Origin of the sequence: Croceitalea sp. MTPC6, from assembly GCF_036985525.1 — a bacterium.
Classification (GTDB): domain Bacteria; phylum Bacteroidota; class Bacteroidia; order Flavobacteriales; family Flavobacteriaceae; genus Croceitalea.
Window position 1 is genome coordinate 602,358 of record NZ_BTGR01000001.1, and the last position, 19,429, is coordinate 621,786.

Annotated in this window: 15 protein-coding genes; 11 read left to right on the forward strand and 4 right to left on the reverse strand. The window is 36.5% G+C overall.

Annotation, left to right across the window (positions count from 1 at the left end):
• Positions 1-77 precede the first annotated feature (77 nt).
• Genes AACP56_RS02830 through AACP56_RS02855 form a run of 6 tightly spaced genes read left to right on the forward strand, consistent with a single transcriptional unit; the run spans position 78 to position 7,645 of the window.
• Positions 78-2,279 (forward strand): bifunctional alpha,alpha-trehalose-phosphate synthase (UDP-forming)/trehalose-phosphatase, encoded by a 2,202-nt coding sequence (locus tag AACP56_RS02830; RefSeq protein ID WP_339333643.1) that lies wholly within the window; start codon positions 78-80, stop codon positions 2,277-2,279.
• A 4-nt stretch (positions 2,280-2,283) separates the two neighbouring features.
• Positions 2,284-3,468: a nuclear transport factor 2 family protein gene (locus AACP56_RS02835; protein ID WP_339333641.1), complete on the forward strand. Its 1,185-nt coding sequence runs from the start codon at positions 2,284-2,286 to the stop codon at positions 3,466-3,468.
• A gap of 9 nt (positions 3,469-3,477) precedes the next feature.
• The gene (locus AACP56_RS02840) at positions 3,478-4,107 is read left to right on the forward strand and encodes a TMEM175 family protein (protein ID WP_339333639.1); all 630 of its coding nucleotides are present in this window, start codon (positions 3,478-3,480) and stop codon (positions 4,105-4,107) included.
• The gene (locus AACP56_RS02845; RefSeq protein ID WP_339333637.1) at positions 4,104-5,435 is read left to right on the forward strand and encodes a M28 family peptidase; all 1,332 of its coding nucleotides are present in this window, start codon (positions 4,104-4,106) and stop codon (positions 5,433-5,435) included. The genes AACP56_RS02840 and AACP56_RS02845 overlap by 4 nt, the downstream gene beginning before the upstream one ends.
• Positions 5,436-5,444: 9 nt before the next feature.
• Positions 5,445-7,067: a M1 family metallopeptidase gene (locus AACP56_RS02850; RefSeq protein ID WP_339333635.1), complete on the forward strand. Its 1,623-nt coding sequence runs from the start codon at positions 5,445-5,447 to the stop codon at positions 7,065-7,067.
• A 2-nt stretch (positions 7,068-7,069) separates the two neighbouring features.
• Positions 7,070-7,645 (forward strand): YdeI/OmpD-associated family protein, encoded by a 576-nt coding sequence (locus tag AACP56_RS02855; RefSeq protein ID WP_339333633.1) that lies wholly within the window; start codon positions 7,070-7,072, stop codon positions 7,643-7,645.
• Positions 7,646-7,647: 2 nt separating this feature from the next.
• Here the strand turns inward: AACP56_RS02855 and AACP56_RS02860 are convergent, their stop codons facing one another.
• Positions 7,648-8,892 carry an MFS transporter gene (locus tag AACP56_RS02860; RefSeq protein WP_339333631.1) on the reverse strand — a complete coding sequence of 415 codons (1,245 nt, stop codon included), beginning with the start codon at positions 8,890-8,892 and terminating at the stop codon, positions 7,648-7,650.
• 7 nt (positions 8,893-8,899) lie between these two features.
• On the reverse strand, positions 8,900-9,190 hold the full coding sequence (locus AACP56_RS02865) for a DUF1272 domain-containing protein (protein ID WP_339333629.1): 291 nt from the start codon (positions 9,188-9,190) through the stop codon (positions 8,900-8,902).
• A gap of 96 nt (positions 9,191-9,286) precedes the next feature.
• On the opposite strand from AACP56_RS02865, the gene AACP56_RS02870 reads away from it, so the two are divergent.
• The 4 genes from AACP56_RS02870 to AACP56_RS02885 all read left to right on the forward strand — a co-directional run bounded on the left by AACP56_RS02870 (position 9,287) and on the right by AACP56_RS02885 (position 16,319).
• On the forward strand, positions 9,287-12,574 hold the full coding sequence (locus AACP56_RS02870; RefSeq protein WP_339333627.1) for an amidohydrolase family protein: 3,288 nt from the start codon (positions 9,287-9,289) through the stop codon (positions 12,572-12,574).
• A gap of 150 nt (positions 12,575-12,724) precedes the next feature.
• Positions 12,725-13,489, forward strand: a complete 765-nt coding sequence (locus AACP56_RS02875; protein ID WP_339333625.1) for a CDP-alcohol phosphatidyltransferase family protein — start codon at positions 12,725-12,727, stop codon at positions 13,487-13,489.
• A gap of 36 nt (positions 13,490-13,525) precedes the next feature.
• A complete protein-coding gene (locus AACP56_RS02880) occupies positions 13,526-14,938 on the forward strand; it encodes an amidohydrolase family protein (protein WP_339333623.1) in 1,413 nt (470 codons plus the stop codon).
• Between the two features lie 10 nt (positions 14,939-14,948).
• Positions 14,949-16,319, forward strand: a complete 1,371-nt coding sequence (locus tag AACP56_RS02885; protein WP_339333621.1) for an amidohydrolase family protein — start codon at positions 14,949-14,951, stop codon at positions 16,317-16,319.
• A gap of 82 nt (positions 16,320-16,401) precedes the next feature.
• Here the strand turns inward: AACP56_RS02885 and AACP56_RS02890 are convergent, their stop codons facing one another.
• Both AACP56_RS02890 and AACP56_RS02895 read right to left on the reverse strand, forming a co-directional pair.
• Positions 16,402-17,802: a serine hydrolase domain-containing protein gene (locus AACP56_RS02890; RefSeq protein ID WP_339333619.1), complete on the reverse strand. Its 1,401-nt coding sequence runs from the start codon at positions 17,800-17,802 to the stop codon at positions 16,402-16,404.
• A gap of 76 nt (positions 17,803-17,878) precedes the next feature.
• Complete coding sequence (locus tag AACP56_RS02895) at positions 17,879-18,667, reverse strand: helix-turn-helix domain-containing protein (RefSeq protein ID WP_339333617.1); 789 nt, start codon at positions 18,665-18,667, stop codon at positions 17,879-17,881.
• Between the two features lie 132 nt (positions 18,668-18,799).
• Here AACP56_RS02895 and AACP56_RS02900 point away from each other — a divergent pair, with 132 nt between their 5' ends.
• Complete coding sequence (locus AACP56_RS02900; RefSeq protein WP_339333615.1) at positions 18,800-19,408, forward strand: methyltransferase domain-containing protein; 609 nt, start codon at positions 18,800-18,802, stop codon at positions 19,406-19,408.
• Positions 19,409-19,429 lie beyond the last annotated feature (21 nt).

A 19,429-nucleotide genomic window follows, 5' to 3' on the forward strand; every position in this document is an offset into this window, starting at 1 on the left:
GGCATAAATTGTAATTGCCCTTCTTTTTCCCGAAATTGAGAGAAATTAACTTCAAATCAAAGCAAAAACTGCTATTTATGTCCAAAACTATCATAATCTCAAATAGGCTACCTGTTCAATTACAAATTAGTAATGGAGGTATCACTGCAACTCCCAGTGTTGGTGGTTTGGCCACAGGAATGAAATCTGTTCATAGTGGTGGGGAGAGTCTTTGGATAGGATGGTCTGGACTTACGGATGAAAATATCCCTAAAGAATTGGTTGGTGAAATTGATAAAGCCCTAGCAGAACACGGTTGTTCCAAAGTAAAATTAAATCAAAAAGACATAGAAGGTTATTACTTTGGCTTTAGCAACAGAACTGTTTGGCCTTTATTCCATTACTTTTTGGAGTATTCGGAGTTTGAATTTGATTTTTGGGAAAGCTATAAACAAGTGAACCAAAAATTTGCCGATGCCATTTTGGACAAAGCAGGAGAAGAGGATGTTATTTGGATACACGATTATCAATTAATGCTCGTGCCACAAATGGTAAAGGAAAAGAGGCCTAATGCCACCATTGGATTCTTTCTTCATATTCCTTTCCCTTCCTACGAAATTTTCAGAACACTTCCCTGGCGTGAAGAATTGTTAGAAGGTTTGCTTGGTTCAGATTTAATAGGGTTTCATACCTATGACTATGAACGTCATTTTTTAAGTTCTGTCCGGCGACTTTTAGGCCTAGAAGTAAGCTTTAATGATATTTATCTAGAAAATAGAGTGATTAAAGTGGATTCCTTTCCAATGGGGATTGACTACAAGAAATTTGCCGAAGCAGCAAAAAAACACGATTCTTCAGGTAAAGATTCAGATTTACAAAAGAAGTTAAACAGCCATAAACAATCTGCTCCCGGAACCAAACTCATTTTATCCATAGACCGTTTGGATTACAGTAAAGGTATTGCCAAACGTATTAAAGCTTTTGAGTACTTCTTAAATAAATATCCTGAATACAAAGAAAAGGTTCGTCTAATTATTTTAGCCGTACCATCACGTTCCAATGTACCACAATATCAGTTGCTCAAGAAAGAAATAGACGAGTTAGTAGGAAGGATAAATGGAGAACTATCAACCGTTAATTGGACACCTATCTGGTATTTTTATAGGTCTTTACCTTTTGAGAATTTAATAGACTTATACACCTCAAGTGATATTGCATGGCTCACCCCATTACGAGATGGGATGAACTTAGTTGCCAAAGAATATATAGCTACACGGACTGATAAAACAGGGGTGCTTATTTTGAGTGAAATGGCAGGTTCTGCAAACGAAATGAATGAAGCTTTGCTAATTAACCCCAATAATTTTGAAGAGCAGGCTGACACTTTAAAAATGGCTATTACTATGCCTGAAGAAGAGCAAGTTTCCCGTAATACTTTTTTACAGAAACGTTTAGAACGCTATAACGTAGAGGTTTGGGCGAATGAATTTATGAGGTCATTAAAAGAACAGAGTGAGGGAAAAAGCACATTGGTTTCTAAAAAACTTACAAATCCGGTTCTGGAAAAAGTCATGAAAGACTACCAATCTGCAAAAAAGCGTTTATTGTTCTTTGACTATGATGGCACACTGGCCGCTTTCCATAAAGACCCTCAAAAAGCATCTCCAGATGTAGAGCTTTATGCATTATTGGACAAATTACACAAACAAGAAGGAACTACCCTGTTTTTGATAAGTGGAAGGGATAAAGAAACTTTTAGCAGATGGTTTTTGCCCAGAAAGTATAACATGATAGTAGAGCACGGGGTTTGGATTTCCAGAAATGGTGATGAATTTAGTATGCTTGAACAAGTAAAAGGTGATTGGATGGCGAAGATTAGACCCGTGTTAGAATCTTTTGTTGATAGAACTCCTGGGTCATTTATTGAAGATAAAAACTACTCTTTGGCTTGGCATTATCGCAATACAGACCCAGACTTTGGAAATAAAAGAGCTAATGAGCTCAATTCTGTTTTAACAAGTCTAATTGGGAACGATGACATTAGTGTCCTTAATGGAAATAAGGTCATGGAAGTGAAAAGCAGCAACGTGAACAAAGGCAGAGCTTCCGTTAGAATGCTTGGAGAAGACAATTATGATTTTGTTTTTGTAATTGGTGACGACTGGACAGATGAATTTATGTTCCAAGAACTTCCTGAATCAACGGTTTCCATAAAAGTAGGGCTAAAGAAAACACATGCCAAATATCATGTGGAGGGTACAAAAAGGGTTCGGGAAATTTTAAAACGATTTGTAAATTAGTTTTATGAAATCACTTTTACATATAGGATTAATCCTATTTTCAGTTTTGGCTTTTTCACAGCCCAATACGGAAGTTTATCTTTTTGATTTGACGATTGCCGATGGCAAACCTGTTTTATCCAATCCAAAAAATATTTCAAATAATGATGGTTACGACAATCAACCTTCATTTTTGGATAACAATACTGTTTTATTTTCATCTACCCGAGCTGACCAAACAGATATCCGTCGGTTAGATATCGAAAATGGCAGTATAACAAGTTGGATTACAGATACCCCTACCGGCAGTGAGTATTCCCCTTTAAAAATTCCAGGGAAACAGGCAGTTTCTGCCATCAGGCTAGATTTGAACGGTTTACAACGGTTATATGAGTATAATATTAAAACTGGGAGGTCAAAACTTATCCTAAAAGATTCAAAGGTAGGTTATCATTTATGGTACACTGCCGATATTTTAGTTTCAACTGTGCTTGTTGAAAATAGAATGGATTTGGTAGTAAGTAATTTAAAAGATGGCACCAACTATACTTTTCAAAAAAATGTAGGCCGTTCACTTCATAAAATACCCAATACAGAACTAATAAGTTATATCAGTAAAGAGAAAGAGGTTTGGGAAATTAAGTCGCTAAATCCCATTTCTGGAGCAACAAAAAAAATAGCCAATACGCTTAATAATACCGAAGATATGTGTTGGTTGAATGATGGAACCATTTTAATTGGTAGTGGAAAATCTATCCTTAAAATGAATCCTGCAACTGATATTAGATGGCAACTTGTACAAAGTTTTAAGCAGGAAGAAATCAATAACATTTCTCGGATTACAGTAAATCAAAATTCAAAAAGGCTTGCTTTTGTGGCTGAAGAATCACCAGCAGTAATTGTACAAAAGCAATTAGATGCATATAACGCAAGAGACATAGATGCATTTATGGATACCTATTCTCAAAATATAAAACTATACAACCATCCTGAAAAACTATTTTCTGAAGGTCAGGAAAAGATGAGGGCAAGCTATAAATCCTATTTTGAAACCACTCCAGATTTACATTGCGAAATAAAGAACAGAATTGTCATTGGCAATAAAGTGATAGATGAGGAATATATAACAGCGAACGGAGCTAATTTTAGTGCAGTTGCTATATATGAGGTTGAAAATGGTAAAATTTCCAAAGTCACATTTATTCAGTAATTTTCATAAGTGAAATTTCCACACAATATTTCTAGAATAGAAGCTTTTAGTGATGCCGTATTTGCTTTTGCAGCAACGTTAATGGTGGTTTCCTTTGATACAGACCAAGATTTTCTTCTAGTACAGGCAAAAACAACCAGTTTTATAACTTTTGGAGTTAGTTTCTTTGTTCTCGTTGGGCTATGGTCAGTACACTATAACTTTTTTCGTAGAACAAATTATATGGACAATTGGATAATTGCCCTTAACGCAATCTTGCTTTTTGTTGTGTTGTACTATGTCTTTCCTTTAAAATCATTATTGGATACCTGGGTTGGTAAAAAAGGATTGAGTCTTGATGATTTTTCATCACTGTTTCAACTATATAGTTTGGGTTTTTTGTTGATTTTTCTATGCCTTTCTTTGATGTATCTTAGGGCTTACAAAAAGACAAAATCCATAGAAAGTTCATTAAAATTATTGTTTTACACTAGGCACTTTGCCATATATGTATTTGTAGCTTTTTTATCTATTGTAACAGCTAAATTTCAAATAGGGCTACGTTATGCATTACCAGGAATAATTTATGCTATACTTGGTCCTTTATGCTATTGGCACGGGGCTTCCTTTGAAAAAAAATATAATTCAAAACTTCAATGAAAATAATTTTAAGCTTTTTTACAATCTTATTTGCAACAGTCGGACTTTCCCAAACCGATTCCCGTATCTATGACATTATCAATGATGTCTCGTCCAAGCGAATAGAAAAGGACATTACCACACTTGCTAACTTTGGTACTAGGCATACTTTAAGTGATACGGTATCACAAACTAGGGGTATTGGCGCTGCAAGACGTTGGATTAAAAGTGAATTTGAAAAAATTTCATCTGATTGTGGTGACTGTCTAGAGGTTTCCTATCAAAAAGATTTGGTAAAAAAAGGAACCAATCAGCGTATTGTGAAAGATGTTTGGGTGGTAAACGTACTCGCGGTTAAAAGAGGAACAAAATATCCCAATAGATATATCATTATGAGTGGAGATATTGATTCCCGCATTAGTGATCCAACAGACTTTACTTCGGATTCACCAGGAGCAAACGACAACGCCAGTGGAATGGCAGGAACTATTGAAGCCGCCAGGGTATTGTCCAAATATAATTTTGAGAGTAGTATTCTTTTTCTGGGATTATCCGGGGAAGAACAAGGCCTTTTTGGTGGGCAAGGGTTAGCCGCCTACGCAAAGGAGAAAGGTTGGGATATTATCGGTATCATCAATAACGATATGATCGGCAATATTACTGGTGTAGATGGGGTGGTTAGTAATAGAGATTTTAGAATTTTCTCTGAACCTGTTCCACCAACAGAAACAGAGAGGCAAAGACGTGCAAGACGTTTTTATGGAGGAGAAGTTGACGGAATTTCTCGTCAACTAGCCCGTTATGTACATAAAACCACTAAAACCTACATGCCAGAAATGAATCCAACTATGATATATCGCTTGGATAGGTTCGGTCGTGGAGGTCACCACCGTCCATTTAATGATGCCGGATATGCTGGGATTAGAATCATGGAATCCCATGAAAATTATACACAACAACACCAAGATATCCGAGTTGAAAATGGAATTGCATACGGTGATGTATTGGAACATGTGAACTTTGACTATGCCAAAAAATTAACCGCAGTAAATGCCATTAATTTAGCCTCGATTGCTTGGGCTCCGCCATCGCCAGAGACGGTAGAAATAGGTGGAATTGTTGAACCATCTGCTAAACTAAAATGGAGCAAGGTCGATGGTGCCGTTGGCTATAAAATATACTGGAGGGATACCACTTCCCCAACTTGGGACAACCATAGAAATGTTGGTGACGTTACCGAAGCTACTTTAGACGGTATAGTTATTGATAATTACTTTTTTGGGGTTGCAGCCTTAGGTAAAGATGGTCATGAAAGTATGGTCGTTTTCCCAAATAAAATCTTCAGATAAATTTTTGATATGAAAAAAATACTCTTATGGTTATTGGTTACTGGTAGCCTATTTGCTCAAAAGGAAAACCCCAGCTATACGAAAGCAGACTTCTTAAGAGGTAGCATAACTCCCGAAAGAGAATGGTGGGACTTAAATTTTTATCACTTAGATATTGAGGTAGAACCAGACAAGAAATATATTTCAGGGAAGAATACAGTCCGTTACAAGGTTTTAAAGCCGGAACAAGTAATGCAAATTGACTTGCAACCACCAATGAAGATTGAAAAAGTTCTTAGCGAGGGAAAAGAGCTTTCATTTAAAAGCAGCGGTAATGTTCATTTGATACTACTTGACAAGAAACAGGAAAAAGGCGATTTTAATGAGATTGAAATTTATTACTCCGGAAATCCCAAAGAGGCCGTTCGAGCTCCATGGGATGGTGGTTTCTCTTGGAAAAAAGATACTAATGGCAATGATTTCATAGCTACATCCTGCCAAGGCTTAGGAGCAAGTGTTTGGTGGCCCAATAAAGACCATATGTATGATGAAGTTGACAGTATGGCCATAAGTGTAACGGCCCCAAAAGATTTAATGGACGTTTCAAATGGCAGATTACGTTCTGTAGAGGATAATGGCGATACTAAAACATACCATTGGTTTGTGAATAATCCCATTAATAATTATGGTGTAAATGTCAACCTTGGGGATTATGTACATTTTGGAGAAAAGTATCAAGGGGAAAAAGGAGAATTGGATTTAGATTATTATGTGCTGCGCGATAACCTAGAGAAAGCCAAAGAACAGTTTAAGCAAACTGCCATGATGATGAAGGCCTTTGAGCATTGGTTTGGGCCCTATCCGTTTTACGATGACGGATTTAAACTAGTAGAGGTCCCCTATTTAGGTATGGAGCATCAAAGTTCTGTAACCTATGGTAATCAATATCAAAATGGATATTTGGGCAACGACCTTTCTGGTACAGGTTGGGGACTAAAGTTTGATTTTATCATCATACATGAAGCAGGGCACGAATGGTTTGCTAATAATATCACCTATAAAGATATTGCTGATATGTGGATACATGAAGGCTTTACCGCCTATTCGGAAAATCTTTATTTGGACTATCATTTTGGAAAAGAAGCAGCAGCAGATTATGTCATTGGCACAAGAGCAAATATTAGAAATGACAAGCCCATTATTGGTAGGTATAATCTAAATAAACGTGGTTCTGGAGATATGTATTACAAGGGAGCCAATATACTGCACACGCTAAGACAGCTCATTGAAGATGATGAAAAATGGCGTCAAATACTTAGAGGGCTTAATGAAGAATTTTACTACCAGACGGTTACTACCAAACAAATTGAGGATTATATTTCTAAAGAAACTAAAAAAGACCTCTCGGCATTCTTTGAGCAATACCTTAGAACTACAGACATCCCTACGCTAGAGTATAAATTAGATGGCAAATCCATAAAATATCGCTACAAAAATGTAGTTGACGATTTTGATATGCCAGTTCGTATTTTGGTAGGTAATGAGGAAAAATGGCTCTTTCCAGAGAAAAAGCAAGCTTGGAAAACCGAAGATTTAAAAACGGATAACATCGTTATCGATAGAAATTTCTATATAGAGGCTTCAAAACTATAGTTTTGAAAAACATTGAAGAGCTATATTTTAAAGATGATACCGCATGGAGAGCTTGGTTGCATGAAAACTATTCCATTTCAGATGGAATCTATTTAATTTTCTATAAAGTAGTACATGAAATGCCCAGCATGCGTTGGGAAGAAGCTGTCCGTGTTGCACTTTGCTATGGGTGGATAGATAGTACCGTAAAGAGTCTAGGAAATGGAAAACGCCGTCAATACTTCTGCCCAAGAAAACCAAAAAGTGTTTGGAGTAAGGTAAACAAAGACCATTTAAAAGAACTCGAGGCAGCGGGCCTAATACATGAAAGTGGTTATCTAGCTATTGAAATTGCAAAAGAAAACGGTTCATGGACGGTTCTGGATGATGTAGAAAATGGTATAATCCCTAACGACTTACAAAGAGCGTTTAATAAGAATCCAAGAGCATTCAAAAACTACCAAGGCTTCACAAGGGGTCAGCAGAAAAGCTATTTGTATTGGTTAAACCAAGCCAAAAGAGAGGAAACGAGGCAAAAGCGGATTACAGAAATCATTTCACTTTGTAAAAAAGGCGTTAAGTCAAGAAATACGAGATAAGTTTATTTCTGGTATAATCGATAATAGATAAAGGCCGCTATAGCACCAACAGTAGAAAATCCGGTAAGCATCCAAAATACATATTGATGTCCTTCTTCACCAGGATAGGTATCAAGAAAATAACCATATGCTGGGCCCACAAAAATATCTGGTGTATATCCTACCAAAGAAATTAACCCAACTGCTGTACCCGTTAGCACCAATGGAATCTTACCTTCCCTCATCACGCCAAAATATAAAGCTCGAGCAGCATAAACACCCATCCCAATAATAACTACTGAAGTAAAAAATAGAAAGGTTGTTGTTGGAACTATAATCCCTGAGGCAAAAAGAATACCTGCTATAATGCATAGTACCAAACTTAAAAACAACCAAAAAGTAATCTTGAATCGGTCTACTAATAACCCAACCAAAATACCAGTTGTTGGTCTTAAAAATTGTAAAAAAGTGCCCACTTGAGCAGATTCTACTTGGTCGTAGAGCATTACTTCATTAGCGAACTGAGATATTACATCCGTAATCTTATACCCTACATAAGCGCATAAAATAATGACCATTAATAGCCATATAGATGGTAGTTTTAGTACTTGCTTTATTTCATTAAAGTTGATTTTTTCTACAAGAATTTCTTTGTCATTTACATCAGACTTCATAAAAAACCAAACCAACACTCCTATTACCGTTATAATAATAACTGATGTATAAAGTACATAAGTAAATGCTTCTTGACGTTCTAAAAGCGATACCTCGATCACATCATCTCCCAAAAAAAGAGAAAATATAAATACACCCAATAGCCCAAACAAAAATCCTGTAAGTCCTCTACCCCCATCTAAAAACCCAAATGCTTTTCCTTGGGAAGTGTCACCACCCCACACCCGAGTTGCTTTTATCATGGGCGCCCAAAACAAAAATATGGTAGTAAAACCCCAATAACCATATAGTGCTTGTAAAGTATTAAAACTAGGGTATAATGCATATACAAGACCTCCTAGAGCTGTCATCCAAAGGGCTGTGGAGATTAGTTTTCGTGGGGGAAACTTATCTGCTAAAGGGCCTCCTAATAAATAAGATGGTACTGCTATAATTCCATAGAGAGAAACAGCCAAATTATATTCAAGATTACCCATTTGAAAAACTTCCAATACCGTAGGTCTAAATATTCTGGGTAGTACAAAGGGTAGAATAAAAACAGCTTCGCCAGCTAAAATCAATAATAGAAGGTAAATCCAACTTGGTTTTTTCATAAAAGTCTCACCTATCTTTTGGGGGAATATTTTTATTTGCTTCCTTTAAATTTTGAAAGGCATCTAAATCTACCGGTTTGTAGACTCTGTTACCTTTAGGTGGATTTTTTTCTAATTCTTTTTTTGGCCGGACTGGTCTTTTCTCAAACCCTCCTCCACAGTTGGGACAAACATTTTCAAGTATGGTATCGACACAATCAACGCAAAAAGTACATTCGTAAGCACAAATCATTGCTTCTTGACTATCTGGAAGCAAAGGTTTGTCACAATTCTCACAAGTCGGTCGTAATTCAAGCATAAAAGTTCATTTACTTTCTAAAGGTAATGATAAACAAATCCAATCAAAATGAAAGCTCCCTTTTCCCTATCTTTAGTCGACTAATTAACAACCGCAATGAAAAAATTATTTACCCTTTTGATGTTTATGGCATCGGTTACCTTGTTTGCCCAAGAAGAAAAGAAAAAAGATAAGAAATGGGATGTTACCAATCCTGGGGAATCCTTTAACTACAAAGACTATCCACTTACAACAGATGAGGGAACTTGGATGAACCTTGATGTTAGTCCTGATGGGAAAACCCTAGTTTTTGATTTATTAGGAGATATTTATAAAATGCCTATTACTGGAGGTAAAGCCACACCTTTAAGAAGTGGAATTCCTTTTGAAGTACAACCTCGATTCAGTCCAGACGGAAAACATATTTCTTTTACCTCTGATGCTGGTGGTGGTGACAATATTTGGGTCATGAAAAGTGATGGTTCAGATGCCAAACAGGTAACAAAAGAAAGTTTTCGCTTACTAAACAATGCATATTGGACTCCAGATGGCAATTACTTAATTGGTCGTAAACATTTTACCTCCCAACGCTCACTTGGTGCAGGTGAACTTTGGCAATACCATATTACAGGAGGCTCCGGTCTACAATTGACCAAACGTAAAAATGACCAACAAAATCTAGGTGAACCTTGTGTCTCGCCAGATGGGAAGTATGTTTATTATAGTGAAGACGTTTATCCCGGTGGTTATTTCCAGTACAACATGGACCCCAACAGTCAAATCTATGTGATTAAGCGTTACGATTTTGAAACTGGAAAAACTATTACCATTACTGGTGGGCCAGGTGGCGCAGTACGACCTCAACTTTCCAGGGATGGGTCTAAACTTGCCTTTGTAAAACGCATCCGAACAAAATCTGTGCTATTCTTACATGATTTAAATACTGGTGAAGAATGGCCTCTATTTGACGGTTTGACCAAAGACCAACAAGAAGCTTGGGCAATTTTTGGGGTGTACCCAAACTTTAACTGGACCCCAGATGACAAAGCCATCGTATTCTGGAGCGGAGGTAAAATTCATAAGATTGATGTCGCTTCTCTAGAAGTAACAAATATTCCTTTTCAAGTAGAAAATGATATTAAAATTGCAGAGCGTGTTCATTTTAAATCCCCTGTGGCCGCAGAAACTTTTGATGCCAAAGTTATTCGCCATGCTGTTACTTCCCCAGACGGTAAAACTTTAGTATTTACTGCGGTGGGACATTTATGGAGTAAAAAACTACCTAATGGCAAACCAAAACGTTTAACGAATAATACGGATTTTGAAGCAGAAGCTGCTTTCTCCCCAGATGGTAAAGAATTGGTTTTTGTTACTTGGAATGATGAAAATCTTGGAGCTGTTCATAAGATGCCTTCAAATGGCGGTTCATCTACCAAGTTAACTTCAGAAAAAGGAATTTACCGCACACCTAGTTTCAGTCCATCTGGTAATCTTATAACCTACAGAAAAGAAGGCGGAAATAATGACCAAGGAAGGACTTTTTCCAAAAAAACAGGTATTTATACCATCAATACCAATGGAAGTAATCCAAAATGGATTTCTGAAGAAGGTGAATATCCAGTGTTTTCAAAAGATGGTAAACGCATATTCTACCAAACTGGTGGTATCTATTTTGGAAGTTTGACCAAAAGCTTAAAATCGGTTGACCTTAACGGAAAAGAGGAGCGTACACATGTGAAATCTAAATATGCAAATAGATTGGTTCCTAGTCCCGATAACAAATGGATTGCCTTTACCAACTTGCATAAAGCTTACATTGCGCCACTAGCAATGACGGGGAAACCCATTGATTTGGATAACAACTCCAAATTTGTTCCAGTTTCTCAAATAGCTAAAGACGCTGGTATCAATTTGCATTGGTCAAAAGACAGTCAAAAAATTATGTGGACTTTAGGAGATGAGTATTTTTCAAACAACATTAAAGACCGCTATACTTTTTTACCGGGCTCTCCAGAAAAAGTAGCAAAACCAGATTCTACGGGAATAAAAGTTGGACTTCAATTAAAACAACATAAACCATCTGGTAAAATAGCATTTACCAATGCTAGAATTATAACTATGGAAGGTGATGAAGTCATTGAAAATGGAACTATCATCATCAATGAAAACCGAATTGAACAGTTAGGGGCTTCATCTGATATTTCTGTTCCAGGTAATGCAAAAGTCTTTGATGTCACTGGAAAGACAATTATGCCGGGTATTGTAGATGCACACGCTCATGTTGGTGGATTTAGGTATGGTTTAACTACACAAAAACACTGGCAATTATATGCGAATCTTGCGTTTGGTGTGACAACTTCGCATGACCCTTCGGCAAATTCAGAGTCTATTTTTGCGATGTCCGAATTGATTAAAACCGGAGATATGATTGGTCCTCGCCTCTACTCCACCGGGATTATACTTTATGGGGCAGATGGGGATTTTAAAGCCGTTATCAATAATCTGGATGATGCACGTTCTTCCATCCGAAGAACAAAAGCGTATGGAGCCAAATCGGTTAAGAGTTACAATCAACCTCGCAGAAATCAACGTCAACAAGTAATGCAAGCTGCCAGAGAATTGGGTATTAATGTAGTGCCAGAAGGTGGCTCTACTTTTTATCATAATATGACCATGTTGATGGATGGCCATACAGGTGTGGAACACAATATTCCAGTTGCTCCGGTCTACAAAGATGTTATCGAGTTATGGAAGAACAGTAAATCTGGTTATACGCCAACTTTAATAGTTAACTATGGCGGCCTAAATGGGGAATATTGGTTCTATCAAAAAGACAATGTTTGGGAGAATAAAAAATTACTAAAATATACTCCAAGAGGCCTGGTGGATGCCCGTTCTCGCCACAGAACTATGGTACCTGATGAAGAATATGAAAACGGACATATTCTAGTTTCCAAAGATGCCACCGCCTTAACCAATAACGGGGTAAAAGTGAACCTTGGAGCGCACGGACAATTACAGGGTCTTGGGGCACATTGGGAACTTTGGTTGTTGCATCAAGGTGGGATGACCAATATGCAAGCTTTACGGGCAGCAACATTAAATGGTGCACAATACATAGGCGCTGGTGATGAAATTGGTTCCTTAAAAGTTGGCAAATTGGCAGATTTAATCGTTATGGACAAGAATCCATTGGATGATATCAAGAATACCGAAACGGTTAAATATACCATGGCGAACGGGCGTCTTTTTGATACAGATACCATGAATGAAATTGGGAATACGGAAAAAAGCCGTGGTGAGTTTTGGTGGGAAAACAACAAGTACAATCAAGCCTTTCCTTGGCACGAAGCTTCAAAGAGTTTCACCATACCAGGTTGCGGTTGCGAATTGGGGCATCAATAAAAAATGATATAATGCTGGTTTTGAACTATCTGTTCAAAACCAGTTATCGTTTACATAAAATTTACGATTTAGTAGTATTTTTGTAACAAGTTACAGGAAAGATACAAGCCAGCGTGCTACCGTTATTGTATTGTGGTTGTAACTTTTTAGATGTCTAAATTACCCAAAGAGAACCAGTTTTTAGATTTGTCAGATTATGGCAGACCAGTGGCAATAGTTATTGCAAAATCCTTAAAAAACACAGCATTCACGCCTATCCATGTTACAATTGGATTTGTCATCTGTGGTTTGGTAGCTATTTATTGCATCCTCAATCAGCATTATTGGGCCACAACCTTCTTTCTAATTTTAAAATCTGTCTTAGATGCAGCAGATGGAGAATTGGCTAGGATAAAAAAAACACCGTCCTATACAGGTAGGTATTTAGATTCTGTCTCGGACATTGTATTAAATCTCTTGATACTACTAACTATTTGGTATGTTACCGATGGCTCGCTTGCCTATACTTTACTAGCATTTTTTGGACTTCAATTACAAGGGACTTTGTACAACTATTATTATGTGATTCTCAGAAACAAATATAATGGGGATACGACCAGCAGGGTATTTGAAAACGAACGCCCAATTGCAATGAAAGGAGAAAAACAGCAAAATGTGAATATTCTTTTTACCATGTATCGTCTGCTTTATGGTCTTTTTGATAAGATTATTTACAAAATGGATAGAAAAGCGGTAAAAAGCAGTAAACTACCTAACTGGTTTATGACTGCAGTTTCAACCTTTGGTTTAGGTTTTCAATTATTATTGATTGGCCTCATGCTTGCTTTAGGTTTTAAAGAATATATTATTCCATTTTTCATTAGCTATTCAATTTTCATTTTAGTTTTTATAGGTCTTCGTCGACTCATAAATTGATAATTACTACCTTGTATCAACCTTTTTTTAAAGCTAATGCGACCTTTTTTAGTACTACTGGCATGTTTTCTTTTAATGGGCTGTCCACCCTTACCTGACAAATCTGATATCATTATCAAAAATGCCAATGTAATTGATATCGTCACAGGTGAAATTGAAAAGAAAGATATTTTTATCACTGATGGTAGAATTACGCAAATCATCACAAAAGGTGAAGGAGACGCCTATTACAAAGCGGATGTTACCATAAATGCCAAAGGAAAATATGCTTTACCAGGATTTTGGGATAATCATGTTCATTTTCGTGGTGGAGATTCTTTAATCGATGACAATAAAAACTTATTAAAGCTTTTTATCGCAAATGGTATTACTACGGTAAGAGATGCAGGGGGCGATTTAACACCTCAGGTGATGGAATGGAAAACAGCCATTGAAAAAGAAGAATTGCTAGGGCCGACCATATTTACATCAGGTCCTAAAATAGATGGCTCTAATGCCACTTGGGCAGGTTCATTATCAGTAGAAAATGAAACCGATATCGCCATGGCTTTAGATTCATTACAGCGCATACCTACAGATTACCTAAAGCTCTACGATAGTCGAATTAGCGCAGAAGCTTATTTAAATACGATTGCTGAAGCAGAAAAACGAGGCATCATAAGTTCTGGACATATGCCATTCACGGTGGAAATAAATGAAGCTATTGAAACTGGTATTGATGGCATTGAACACCTCTACTACATCATGAAAGGGTGCTCAGATAAGGAAAAGGAAGTCACCCAAATGCTCATCAATAAAGAAATTGGGTTTTGGGGAGCCATGCCTTTGCTTCTAGACAGTTACTCGGAAAGTACTGCGCAGCAAACCTTTAAAATCCTAAAAGAACAAAACGTGTATTCCATTCCCACGCTACATATTGGAAAAGTATTGAGTTATTTGGATGAAGTAGACCATTCCCAAGATGAGTATTTAAAATACATGGGCAACGGCATTATCAAAACTTATGAAGGTCGTATCAATCGGGTGAAAAATTCCAGTCCTGAAACCATTCAAAACCGAAAAGACTTGGATGATTTTTTTGGAGAATTGGCAAAAGCAATGTCAGATGCTGGAGTTTCCCTATTGGCAGGCTCCGATAGTGGCGCATTTAACTCCTACACCTACCCAGGAATTTCTTTACATAAAGAATTGGAAGCTATGGTCGCTGTGGGTATTTCTCCATTGCAAGCCATACAGAACTCAGCCTACAAAGGGTCTCAGTTTTTACAAAAAGATGCTGATTATGGTCGTTTGATTGAAGGTAATATGGCAGACGTTATCTTGCTCAACGCTAATCCACTAGAAGATATTACGCAAACCAAAAACCTAGCCTATGTTATAAAAGGCAATCAAATTTTGGATAAAAAGGATTTGGCAGCACTTTTGGCTTCCGCTATAAACAACAACTAATACGATTCCGATGAAAAAAATAACACTATTACTCATTGCAATTATCTTAAGTTCCTGTGGGCAATCGCAACAAAAAGTAAGTCCTACGGCTACCTTACTTTCCAATGTCCATATTGTGGATGTTACTAATGGAAAGCTTATTGAAAATCAACACATAGTGATTGATTCCGCTAAAATTCAAGCTATTCTTACTGAAGTTACAAATGCAAACCAGTACCAAAATGTGATTGATGGTAAGAATGGATACCTAATTCCTGGTCTTGCAGAAATGCATGCCCATATTCCACCACCAACCGTTTCTAAGGAACGTCTTGAAGAAGTTCTTTTCCTGTACCTCTCTAACGGTATTACCACCATTAGGGGCATGTTAGGTAATGAAACTCATTTAACGCTAAGAGAAAATATTGCAAACGGAAAAGTACTTGGCCCGCGGGTATTTACTTCTAGCCCTTCTCTAAATGGAAACTCTGTAAAAACTAAAGCAGAAGCGATTGCAAAAGTAACGGCATACCAAAAAGCAGGTTTCGATTTTTTAAAAATCCATCCTGGAATTCAGCGTGATGTTTTTGACCAAGTGGTTACTACTGGCAATGAGGTCGGTATTCCATTTGCTGGTCACGTTCCAGTGGATGTAGGTATTCGGCATGCCTTAGAAAGTAATTACGCTTCCATTGATCATATTGATGGATTCTTGGAAGGTTTGGTTCCGGAATCTGAAAATGTAGACCCCACCACCAACGGTTTTTTTGGATATAATTTCACGCCGCTAGCAGATATTGGTAAAATTGATGAACTGGTTTCGCTTTCAAAAGAACATAAGGTATGGATTGTACCTACACAAAGCCTTTTTGAGCGCTGGTTTGCCCCTATAACCGCGGATGAATTATTACAACAACCCGAAATGAAATATATGCCCAAGGCAACTTTGGAAAACTGGAAGCAAGTAAAGGAGAGGTACATGGCGGACAACAGTTTTTCTACAGCACAATGGCAACAATTTGATAGCATCCGAAAAAGCTTGTTAGCTGCGTTAAGCAAAAATGGTCACGGTATTTTATTAGGTTCGGATGCACCTCAGCTTTTTAATGTTCCTGGTTTTTCCATTCATCATGAAATAGATGGAATGCTGGGAGCAGGAATGACGCAACTAGAAATTTTACAATCTGGAACCACTAATCCCGCTATCTTTTTTGGTATGGAAGATACGTTTGGGCAAGTAAAAGAAGGATTGGTAGCGGATATGGTTGTATTGGAAGCCAATCCTTTAGAAAATTTAAAAGCACTGAAACAAATACAAGGAGTTATGCTTAAAGGTAAATGGATTTCTAAAACTGAAATTGAAGAACGACTTGCAAAAATTGCTGAAAATGCCTCAAAATAAAATATGAAAACACTTCAAAGAAGAGCGATTTCTGATGAAGAAAAGGTTAATATTTAAGAAATAATAATTTCGGTATTCACAGTTATCTTATTTTCTCAAATACATTTACATTTCCAAGAGACATATACTTGACCTTCCCTGCTGTATCTTTTTTGAAACTCATTGTTCGCTGGCCATCAGTACTTTCAAAGAGTAAATGTTCTATTTGATAGAATGTACGATTGAAACCTGATAGGGTATTATCCTCATTAGCTTTTAGTTCCCACGATTTCTGCTCATTACTATTGGGACATGTTTGACAATTAGATAGCCAAACATACCTTCCTACAAATGGAGCTATATCATCCTCTATTCTTTCTCGACTTTCTTTGCTTGGTTTATTTTCAACAAGTTGTTGAAGAACCGTTTCTATAGCAAGATGCCTTAAATTTGTTCCTTCGTGATGATGTACAACAAAAATTCCGATATCATCTTCTGGTAATAAAGTCATAAAAGAACTATAGCCTAACATTTCGCCACCGTGATTAATGGAGGGGATTCCATTCCATTTTCTTTCGTAAAGTCCAAAAGTAAAACCATCCGATTGTGGGTGTATCGATAATTGTTGTGTCAACATTTTTTTAGCTAAGCTTTTGCCAAGAATACTAGTATTCTCAATACTCCCCTCATTTAACAACATTTGCATATATTTTCCCATATCTGTTACAGTACTATTTATAGATGAGGCAGGAAAAGTATGGTACCATTCCCAAGGTTGAGGAATATTTATATTATTATACATTTCATAACCAAGAGCGGTAGTTGCTCCATGTTCTTCAGGCAAATCGATACTGGTCATATACATTCCCAGAGGTTCCCAAATATTCGTTTTCATATATTCTTCTATAGTTAGATTACTTAAATCTTCAACAAGTAATCCGGAAAGTGCAACGCCATAAGTAGAATACGCAGTAATTTCCCCTGGTTCACGTATCCTTTTTAGTTTGGCTTTTAAAAAATCGGAGAGCGGTAGTTGTTCATTCTCATTGAACACACGCCTACCACCTAATTCATCAAAACCTGCACTATGTGTTAACAAGTTGAAAGAGGTGACCGGTTTATGGAACGCTTTTGAGACTTGTAATGAAGTTAGATATTGATTAACATCACTATCTAAACTAATTTTATTTTTATCAATTTGTTGAAGTAAGGCTAATGCAGTAAAAGATTTAGTAATTGAACCTATTCGAAAAATAGTCGAATCGGGATTAACATAATTGATTTCTTCACCCAAACTAGTGAAACCGTAACCCTTTTTTAGAAGTGTTTTCCCATTTTTAACCACTATAATTGCTGCACCGGGTATTCTTTGTTCTTGCATTGTAGCCAGGAAAAGTGAATCGAGTTTGGTTTCAAGTTCTTGAGAGGTAACATCGTTCTGAGCAGAAATTTTAAAAAGAGATAAACTAAAACAAACAATTGTGGCTGTTTTTAAAGATTTCATAGTTATACTGAATAAGTTCAACAGTACAAATATGAAAAAGGCAAAGCTAAATGTATTGTAAAAAATTGCACTACTCTTAAGCAGTAAATGCAGACTGGAATTCTAAGGGATTCACACCTGTATATTGTTTGAAGTATTTGTAGAAATGTGGGCAATCATAAAATCCACAATCAATAGCAACATCAAAAATAGGATTACCTGCTCTTAATAAAGTCTTACTTCTCTCTATTCTTCTTAACATCAAAAAATGCTTTGGTGTTAGCCCCGTTTCTTGCTTGAACAAGCGTATAAACTTGTATTTGTTGATTCCGTATTTTGAAGCTATATCATTAAGTGAAAAATCTTCTTCAGCGATTACTTCTTTTATAAAAAGTTTTAGACCCTCATTATCTTCTTTATTTGTTTTACTTACTTCGTACTTTTTAAGTAATGTTGAAAGTGTCTCTATTAGCTTTTTTTCAAAAAGCGCTCCAAATATATTTGGTCTTTTTGAGAGCCATATGAGGTCACTAAAAATTCCTGTATCATAAATTACCCTATCATCAAAGCGTATATTATCGCTAACTCCTAAATGTTTAATAACTGTTGGCGGGATATAAAATGTAAAAAAAGAGTTCCCAATAGTCTGGTCACAAGGCGTAGCATGTAATTCATTTGAATTTGTTATTGCAATAGAACCTGTGGGAGCTATAAAAGACTTATTTATCAACTCTGTACAAAAAGTGTTTTTAAGAATCAATGAAATATTATATGTTTCGTGTTTATGAAGTGGGAAGTTTACAGTACAGTTTTGAGCGTTTAATAATTCAATTCCATCAAGAAAAGGTGTTTTTAAATATTCATTTATATTCTTCTTTCTACTCAAATTGTTTGATTTTATTAAAGCTTTCTATTAGTCACAGACAAGTTTTGTTTTTATTAAACATAGCTTTACAAACTCAAATCTAACACATAACAAATCAAGTTATCTTATTTTTATTCCAAATCTTATACACACTTGAAAAAAGAACAAAACTATTGGTCGCAACGTTATCAAGAAGAACGAACGGGTTGGGATATTGGTTATCCTTCTACACCTCTAAAAACCTATATAGACCAATTAGAAGATAAGCCCATCAAAATTTTAATTCCTGGAGCAGGCAATGCCTATGAAGCAGAATACCTTTGGCAACAAGGTTTTACCAATGTTTTTATTATGGATATTTCGCCAGTTCCCCTAGAAGCTTTCCAAAAACGTAATCCAGATTTTCCCCAAACGCAATTACTACATGAGGACTTTTTTACCCATCAAGACCAATATGACCTCATCTTTGAGCAAACCTTCTTTTGCTCTTTTGTACCAACAGATGAGAATCGTTTTACCTATGCAAAACATATGAATACCCTTTTAAAACCAAAGGGTAAACTAGTTGGTGTTTGGTTTGATATTCCTTTAACGGGAGATATGGAAAAGCGACCTTTTGGTGGAGACACAGCACTATATCTAAAATACCTTGGCAAACACTTAAACGTCATCACTTTTGAAAAGTGTTACAACTCTATTCCACCAAGACAAGGCAATGAGTTGTTTGGAATTTTCTCTAAAAGACATCCGCATTTAAACTAAAATACAATACTAAAACAAGTT

What these genes read in the sequence shown, in the direction of transcription:
- AACP56_RS02845 (WP_339333637.1), top strand. Translation starts at nt 4,104, where the DNA reads ATGAAAATAATTTTAAGCTTTTTTACAATCTTATTTGCAACAGTCGGA.
- AACP56_RS02850 (WP_339333635.1), top strand. Translation starts at nt 5,445, where the DNA reads ATGAAAAAAATACTCTTATGGTTATTGGTTACTGGTAGCCTATTTGCT.
- AACP56_RS02875 (WP_339333625.1), top strand. Translation starts at nt 12,725, where the DNA reads ATGTCTAAATTACCCAAAGAGAACCAGTTTTTAGATTTGTCAGATTAT.
- AACP56_RS02890 (WP_339333619.1), bottom strand. Translation starts at nt 17,802, where the DNA reads ATGAAATCTTTAAAAACAGCCACAATTGTTTGTTTTAGTTTATCTCTT.
- AACP56_RS02860 (WP_339333631.1), bottom strand. Translation starts at nt 8,892, where the DNA reads ATGAAAAAACCAAGTTGGATTTACCTTCTATTATTGATTTTAGCTGGC.
- AACP56_RS02830 (WP_339333643.1), top strand. Translation starts at nt 78, where the DNA reads ATGTCCAAAACTATCATAATCTCAAATAGGCTACCTGTTCAATTACAA.
- AACP56_RS02885 (WP_339333621.1), top strand. Translation starts at nt 14,949, where the DNA reads ATGAAAAAAATAACACTATTACTCATTGCAATTATCTTAAGTTCCTGT.
- AACP56_RS02880 (WP_339333623.1), top strand. Translation starts at nt 13,526, where the DNA reads ATGCGACCTTTTTTAGTACTACTGGCATGTTTTCTTTTAATGGGCTGT.
- AACP56_RS02870 (WP_339333627.1), top strand. Translation starts at nt 9,287, where the DNA reads ATGAAAAAATTATTTACCCTTTTGATGTTTATGGCATCGGTTACCTTG.
- AACP56_RS02865 (WP_339333629.1), bottom strand. Translation starts at nt 9,190, where the DNA reads ATGCTTGAATTACGACCGACTTGTGAGAATTGTGACAAACCTTTGCTT.
- AACP56_RS02835 (WP_339333641.1), top strand. Translation starts at nt 2,284, where the DNA reads ATGAAATCACTTTTACATATAGGATTAATCCTATTTTCAGTTTTGGCT.